General features: G+C 60.1%; 3 protein-coding genes. 1 reads left to right on the plus strand and 2 read right to left on the minus strand.

Annotation, left to right across the window (positions count from 1 at the left end):
• Together AKL29_RS44270 and AKL29_RS44275 are read right to left on the minus strand one after the other, a co-directional pair.
• Positions 1 to 789, minus strand: a 789-nt coding sequence (locus tag AKL29_RS44270) for an NAD(P)/FAD-dependent oxidoreductase (RefSeq protein WP_244481708.1), incomplete at its 3' end; no start/stop codon positions are given.
• A 273-nt stretch (positions 790 to 1,062) separates the two neighbouring features.
• Positions 1,063 to 1,455, minus strand: coding sequence for an alpha-amylase family glycosyl hydrolase (locus AKL29_RS44275; RefSeq protein ID WP_244481709.1), 393 nt, complete (start codon positions 1,453 to 1,455; stop codon positions 1,063 to 1,065).
• Between the two features lie 106 nt (positions 1,456 to 1,561).
• On the opposite strand from AKL29_RS44275, the gene AKL29_RS44280 reads away from it, so the two are divergent.
• Positions 1,562 to 1,920, plus strand: a 359-nt coding sequence (locus tag AKL29_RS44280; protein ID WP_244481710.1) for a hypothetical protein, incomplete at its 3' end; no start/stop codon positions are given.

The raw sequence follows: 1,920 nt of genomic DNA on the forward strand, positions 1-1,920 counted from the left end.
GCCGCCCGGCAGCTTCCCCACGATGACGTAAGTGCGATACGGCGCCTGTTTGGTGTGAATAGCGACTTCAAGATTGACCGGAGAGTTCGTCGCAACCACTACGTCGGTGGCCCGCACCTCGTGCCCGGACGAAACTTTCACCACGATATCGTCCAGCTTGTGCTCGATGCTCTCGACACAGCTGTCGGCGTAAAGTTTTGCGCCGGCGCGCTGCAGGGCGCTTGCAAGACCCGCGAGATATTTCGTGGGATGAAAGCGCGCCTGCCCGGGGAAGCGCAACGAACGCACCATGCCATCGGAGTGAAACGGCGTCGGCGCCATGCGGTCCTCGACGGGAATTCCGAGCCGCTGGCAGCACTCGAGTTCCTCATCAAGCAGGGACCTCGGTGTCTCCGGTGCCGGGACCCAGAGACCGTCGATCCGGCAAAAATCGCAGTCGATGTTTTCGAGATCCTGGATTGCTTCGGCTCGGCTGATGGCGGCCATGACGCTCTGGTAATAGAGGCGCGCACATTCCTCGCCGCGCACGCTAACGAGTTCCTTGTAATAGTCGTCCAGCGCCGTAGCGAGATGCGCGGTCGTGCGCGCTGTCATGCCACTGCCGATGCTGCCGCGATCCAGCACGATCACGGAACGCCCGCGGCTAACAAGCTCATAGGCCACCGACAGCCCCGCAATGCCAGAACCGACCACAACCACGTCCGCCCGCTCGGATCCCGACAGGCTGGGAGCTTCGACCACAGGAACATCCATCCAGAGCGATTGCGTATATTCATCTCGCACATTCATGACGCATCCTCTCAAAGAGAGCCAACGGGAGGGCGGAAAAAGGGTTCCATTGGGAGGGTTGGCGGGATTGCACCACTTGGCCACAGCGGACAGCGTCTCCCCCGATCATATCTGTCCTCAGAACCTCTTTCACGACAGCATGCGGGGACGCCGCGAAAAGCGCTGAGGCGCATCTTCTGGTCGGTCCATGCATTGCCGGAATTTCAATTGCCTGACCGTCGGCTCCACGGCGGGCTCAACGACCTACTTTGACGATGACTCCTTGGTTCGGCTTCAGGTGGATCGGTCTCCCGCTACCTTCTCCTGCTTGCAGTCTAGCCCGGTAGATAACAATCGGACGCCGCAGCCTTCCCGCTCCCAAAGCCGTGGTTCTCCAACGAGGATTTCCGTATCGTTCATCCTGCGCCCGAACGAAAAGACGTCGTTCTTTGCGCGGCGTGGCAGATACTCTCCCTGCGACAGGCAAGGCTCCTCCCGACGCAATGCAATGAGTTCACGGTAGAGGTTCAAGAGCGAATTCCGATCGCTCTGTTGTCCTTTGATATTGCGGGTGCGATCCCGGCTTAACGGCAACCAGGGTTTGCCACCGGCAAATCCGCTTCCCTCCGTGTCATCCCGACGCAAGGGTGCCCGCTCGGGGTCGTGACCGAGGTCAAATCCCTTCATGAGCCGTCTTGGGTCCTCTCCTATGGAATCTGCACCTGCTCGGAGCCCATCTCATCCCCGGCGAGAAACGGCGTCCCTCTAATGGTCATTAACAGCATCGCAAGAATTGAGCCTGAGCCTGCCGCACCTTTCTGGCGACCCGGTGCTTGTCATGACCGCCGATCACGAAGGCCGGCCAGGCACCTTGCTGAAGCGCATTGAAATAGGCATCGATCGTAGCCTGAAGCGAGATCGCGCGCCATTCCGAGTCAAGCAGTGCGAAGTTCAATGGCAGGTGCAGGCGCGGCTTGCTGTTTCCGTAGAAATGGCCGATCCGATCCGTCTGCCCTGCAACTCGTCCAGAAACGCCCCTGATGTATTTGATGCAGTGCATCGCTTCCGGCCTGTCGTCCGTAAACACGAGCCTGCTGGCCTGAGGGGCGGCGTCTTGTCGTTGGCCTCCGGGTCAGGCGGATTGTCGCGCAG

Source organism: Bradyrhizobium pachyrhizi (assembly GCF_001189245.1).
Lineage (GTDB): Bacteria > Pseudomonadota > Alphaproteobacteria > Rhizobiales > Xanthobacteraceae > Bradyrhizobium > Bradyrhizobium pachyrhizi.

Excerpts from the sequence above, each read along its gene's own strand:
- AKL29_RS44275 (WP_244481709.1), bottom strand. The coding sequence starts at position 1,455 with ATGAAGGGATTTGACCTCGGTCACGACCCCGAGCGGGCACCCTTGCGT.